Origin of the sequence: Caballeronia terrestris (assembly GCF_001544515.1) — a bacterium.
In the GTDB taxonomy this organism is placed as follows: domain Bacteria; phylum Pseudomonadota; class Gammaproteobacteria; order Burkholderiales; family Burkholderiaceae; genus Caballeronia; species Caballeronia terrestris.
In genome coordinates, this window is record NZ_FCOL02000178.1 from 1 (window position 1) to 4,165 (window position 4,165).

General features: G+C 59.0%; 4 protein-coding genes and 1 pseudogene. 3 read left to right on the top strand and 2 right to left on the bottom strand.

The annotated features are described in order from the left end of the window. Positions 1 to 188, top strand: a pseudogene (locus AWB67_RS34705) (alpha/beta family hydrolase); the annotation flags it as partial. A gap of 394 nt (positions 189 to 582) precedes the next feature. Here AWB67_RS34705 and AWB67_RS34710 read toward each other — a convergent pair. Further along, complete coding sequence (locus tag AWB67_RS34710; protein WP_087660458.1) at positions 583 to 891, bottom strand: DUF4148 domain-containing protein; 309 nt, start codon at positions 889 to 891, stop codon at positions 583 to 585. 524 nt (positions 892 to 1,415) lie between these two features. On the opposite strand from AWB67_RS34710, the gene AWB67_RS41130 reads away from it, so the two are divergent. Together AWB67_RS41130 and AWB67_RS40180 are read left to right on the top strand one after the other, a co-directional pair. Further along, positions 1,416 to 1,589, top strand: coding sequence for a hypothetical protein (locus AWB67_RS41130; protein WP_159965100.1), 174 nt, complete (start codon positions 1,416 to 1,418; stop codon positions 1,587 to 1,589). Positions 1,590 to 1,847: 258 nt separating this feature from the next. After that, positions 1,848 to 2,117 carry a hypothetical protein gene (locus AWB67_RS40180; RefSeq protein WP_125477820.1) on the top strand — a complete coding sequence of 90 codons (270 nt, stop codon included), beginning with the start codon at positions 1,848 to 1,850 and terminating at the stop codon, positions 2,115 to 2,117. A 66-nt stretch (positions 2,118 to 2,183) separates the two neighbouring features. On the opposite strand, the gene AWB67_RS34715 is transcribed toward AWB67_RS40180, so the two are convergent. Further along, positions 2,184 to 2,531, bottom strand: a complete 348-nt coding sequence (locus AWB67_RS34715; protein WP_143328454.1) for a hypothetical protein — start codon at positions 2,529 to 2,531, stop codon at positions 2,184 to 2,186. Positions 2,532 to 4,165: the final 1,634 nt, after the last annotated feature.

Consider the following 4,165-nt stretch of genomic DNA (forward strand, 5'->3'; position numbering starts at 1 on the left):
TTCACCTGCTGAGGTCGGTCGTCGAAACGCTGGGGCCACGCGCCACGCTGCATGTGGTGGACGACGCAGATCATTCGCTCCACGTGCGCGCATCCTCCGGCCGGAGCGACGCGAAGGTCGTGCTCGAACTAGCACGGACGATGTCGGCGTGGTTCTTCGCTGAAGGAGAGTTCGTGCGCGTTACCTGAGCAAGCGCAGGAATGCTTGTAGTAGGGTCGGGACGGCGAGCCGGCGAACTCGCCGTGCTGGACTCGCCCGCTCAATCCCTTCGCTATCCGCAGATGGTCTGTCGCATAGCCACGATAAGCGACGCCTGTCGCGTCGGCGACGTTCTCCCAGTGCCGAGTGAATGAATTAATCAAGGCGTTTCGCCATGAGGCCTTCCAGGTCGTGCGCTTTCGCCTTGATCCAAATTCCTCCCTTTTGCCGCGCGCAAAAAAATCCCAGCACACATTGGGTGCTGGGGTAAGCCACCGGAACTAGCCGATGGCGGAGGTACAAAAAACAAACTGGCCGTCCGTCGGTCCCGACAGCGGCCAGCTTCTTGTGCGTAGGGCCGAAGCCCTATCGGCGTTCTTCGGTTTAATGAGCGCGGTAGACCGGCGTCACGTCATTGTTGCCAGTGTGTGCGGGGCGATAGCTGCCCGAGGCCGACGAGCCGTCAGCGACACCGCCATAGCTTTGGCCGTTCTGCGCTGCTACCTTGGCTTCAGCAGTTTGAATCTCTGCCGGATAGGTCGTGCGGTCCATGCTCGGGTTGTAGCCGGCGCGTTCGAGTTGAACGAGCTCCGCCTTCACTTCGGCACGTGTCACCGATTGGTTCGACTGTGCGAACGACGAAACTGTCGGGATAGCGAGAGCAGCGGCGACGATGATGGATGCGAGTTTCATGATGCTTTCCTCCGAATCTTTGCTTTTCGCAAACAGCCCTGTTTGCGTTTCAGTGATTCGAGTGTAGGCAATCGGTCATATAAGGGTAACTACTAATATGGCAACGGATTATTGTCGGTTTCGCAATAAAAGGCCGACGCTCGGCAGTAGTTGGCGCGCAGATTCGCGTTGCTCGTCGTCGTCCATACGCGCCCGCAGGCCGGGAAAGTACACATCACACCGCTTGTTGTGTGCAGACGCGCGTCCCTTCGCGGACCGTTCGCGAGTTTTTACCAACGTCTATCAAGGAACTGATATGCAATGGGAATTAATGGACTCCGTGAAGATTGCCGGATCTTCAGCGTTCGTCGGCTCTGTTGTCGGCCCGATCATCAGCGGTCTATTTGGGCGGAACAAGGACAAGGGCGAGCAGAAGCGTGAGCAATTTGCTTCTGGTTTGGCTGCCGTCGAAGCGCTCGAAGATTTCGTGCGTGCTTGCGTGCGAATGATAAGAAACCGCCCGAACCATTGCCACGGACGGCAAGTTGTGGCTGTATGCCCATCAGGGGCAGCGGAAAGAGGAGGCAGGGCGTTTGGCAGAAAGTGGGGGCGAGGTCGGTGAGTCCGATGATGTCGAGCGCATCGACACCACAACGCCGCCGGACGCCTTGCTGCTCGACTTGGTCAAAGGCGTGGTCGAGATTCGCGACCCGCTGTGACGGTGCTAGGGTAGAGCGCACAGCGCGAATGCGGCGATTCGGCCCACATGGCGGCCGCCGCCGGGCTGTCTAAACCAATCGAGAGGTTTTGTGATCCCGACACCGATGACTTACCAGTGCGTCACATGCGGGACGGTTTTTGACAATCCTGTTTTCGAAATTGTGCGTGGGTGGGAGCGAGTGGACTACTCGGAGGGCCTGCCGTGCGTCGACATACTGTCGAGCGACGGATTGGAGTGCTACTGCTCACGAGCATGTATGGATGCGCGCACCTTGGAAGTCATGAAACGAGAGAACACTCCTATTCGCCGCCCGGGGATAGGACCGATTGAGCTTTGCGCTCGATGCCAAGGCGTGGTCGACATGTCGCATTTCCATCTGACCTATCTGAAATCGGAGGGCGTCTGGAACGACGGCGACTTTGACACGCCAGAAATCGACTATCTCGCCGTGCTTTGCCGATCGTGCGCGCCGCGCACCAGCGGCAAGGTTATCAAGGGGGCGGCCGAGGCCGGTGACGTCCGGTGATGGCGCGTTAGGGCAGGGCACGCAGTCCGCCCGACGCTTTCGCCCACATGCAGGCCGTCGGGCTGCCTAAACGTCCGTGTTTTTCCGTTCGATCGATGAACGACTCTCATCCGTGGTGATATCCGGCAATCGCTCGATGCGCACATGCCGCAGGGTTTCTGCTGGCCGTGGCCGCACGACGTGCTCGCCAACCACGAAGCGCCGCCGCGGGCCGTGATGCTCGATGACCATCCTCACGCCGCGCTCGGCATCCTGCGCGCTGATACCGAGCGGTAACACGAGCGCCGCGTCGACTGGCAGGCCAAGCAACTGCGTGAAAAGATCATAAGGCGTTGGCATCGCGGGCATCGGCTCGTTCTGGATTGAGTCATCCGGTCGACCAGCGCTCATTCCTGCGACGCGGCTTTTTTCCACACGGCGGGGTGGGTAGCGGGCTTGTGCACGGGCGGACGCAGGATACCGCGGGGGCTAAAGTCAAGGGTCTTCGAGCCGTTAACACTTACGATGTCTCGATTCGAGGATTCATCGCTCTCTTTATGCCGCCTTCGGGCGGCTTTTTTCTTTGGCAGTGACCGACGAAAAGAAGCCCGCCGAAGCGGGCACCAAGGCCAAAACTGAGAAGACGCCCCCGAGGGGACGCAATTTCAGGATAGCGGTTATCACGGGCGAAGTGCGCGGATAACTAAGAGGGAAAGCGGCCCACAGGAAAATGGGGTTAACCCATGGGCCTAACCCGCCAATCCTCCCCATCGAGCAAACGCGGGCTAACTACAGGTTATGCCGGGGAGCAAGGACGCCTCTGCGCGGAGGCCAACAGAAAGAAGCCCGCCGTAGGGCAATCGGGCGGGATCAAGTTGAGACAGGAGAATCGCGCGCCCCTCGTGCTGAGCGGGAAACGCACTACCAGCATAGAGTCTATGCAGACAAAAGAAAGCCCGCCGAGACATGGAAGCAGGGCGGGCAATCCATCACGTCCGGGGTGACGCGAGGGAGACCGTTTACGGTTTTAGCAGAGATGCTCCGTAATGCAAGTCGGATTGGTTGTCCCCGTGTGCACAAGGTCCGCTGCACACAGCGATAAACCCGGCCTATGCACAGCCCCCACGGGGTTCCGGATCACACACTGGAGCCTGACGCGGCCTCCGGCCTTGCCTTAATGAGAGAAAAGGCAAGTTCAAAACTGGTGGCTTACGGTCACGGTCTATGGGGCTAGCAGCCCGTTATTTTTCCCTAAGTCTTCTATCAAATCTTTTTGACAAAATGTTGTCTTGCATTTGTACACGCGCAGGAACAGGAGGGCATATGTACTCGGAGATTCGGCTGGACGATATCCGCAGAGGGATGGAATGGTGGGAGTCGCTCTCGGAGGCTGAACGTTCGGAGTGGTTCGCCAAGGTAGGCACCACCCGTCCCGCAGACGCCTGGGATGCCTTCAAACGTTCTCGCAGGGGTGGTGATTCTATGAAGCCAGCGGTTCAGCCTACCGAGGAATTGCGCAGAGGAATGGATTGGTGGAAATCGCTCTCAGAGGATGAACGTACGGAATGGTTTGCCAAACTAGACACCCACCGTCCCAAGGACGCGTGGAGCGCCTTCAGGCGTTCCCTCACGAAGGGCGATGAGGGCGACCAAGAAGGAAGGTAACGCAACTGGAACCTGGACGGCGAAGGCTAAGGGCAAAAGAAAGCCCGCCGCAGCGCTTACCCGGCGGGCAATGCTCACGCTCACAGGAGGCGCGAGGAGACCGTTTATGGTTTTAGCAGAGATGCTCCGCAATTCAAGTGATATCCGCCATCCGGACGAAATGCCTTCAGCGCTCTCACGGTTCCGTGGAGGGCGATAACAACCAAGGAACGTCACGGGCGCGGCCGCTCGATGAAAGACTCATTGCGCTTTTCATACATCCGGCAATCGCTCGATGCGTACATACCGCAAGGTTTCTGCTGGCCGTGGCCGCACGACGTGCTCGCTAATCGCGAAGCGCCGCCGCGGGTCGTAATGCTCGATGACCTTCTTGACGGCGCGCTTGGCATCCTGTGCGCTGATGC

Bases quoted from the DNA above. Each gene is read 5' to 3' on its own strand.
- AWB67_RS34710 (WP_087660458.1), bottom strand. From the start codon at position 891: ATGAAACTCGCATCCATCATCGTCGCCGCTGCTCTCGCTATCCCGACA.
- AWB67_RS40180 (WP_125477820.1), top strand. From the start codon at position 1,848: ATGGATGCGCGCACCTTGGAAGTCATGAAACGAGAGAACACTCCTATT.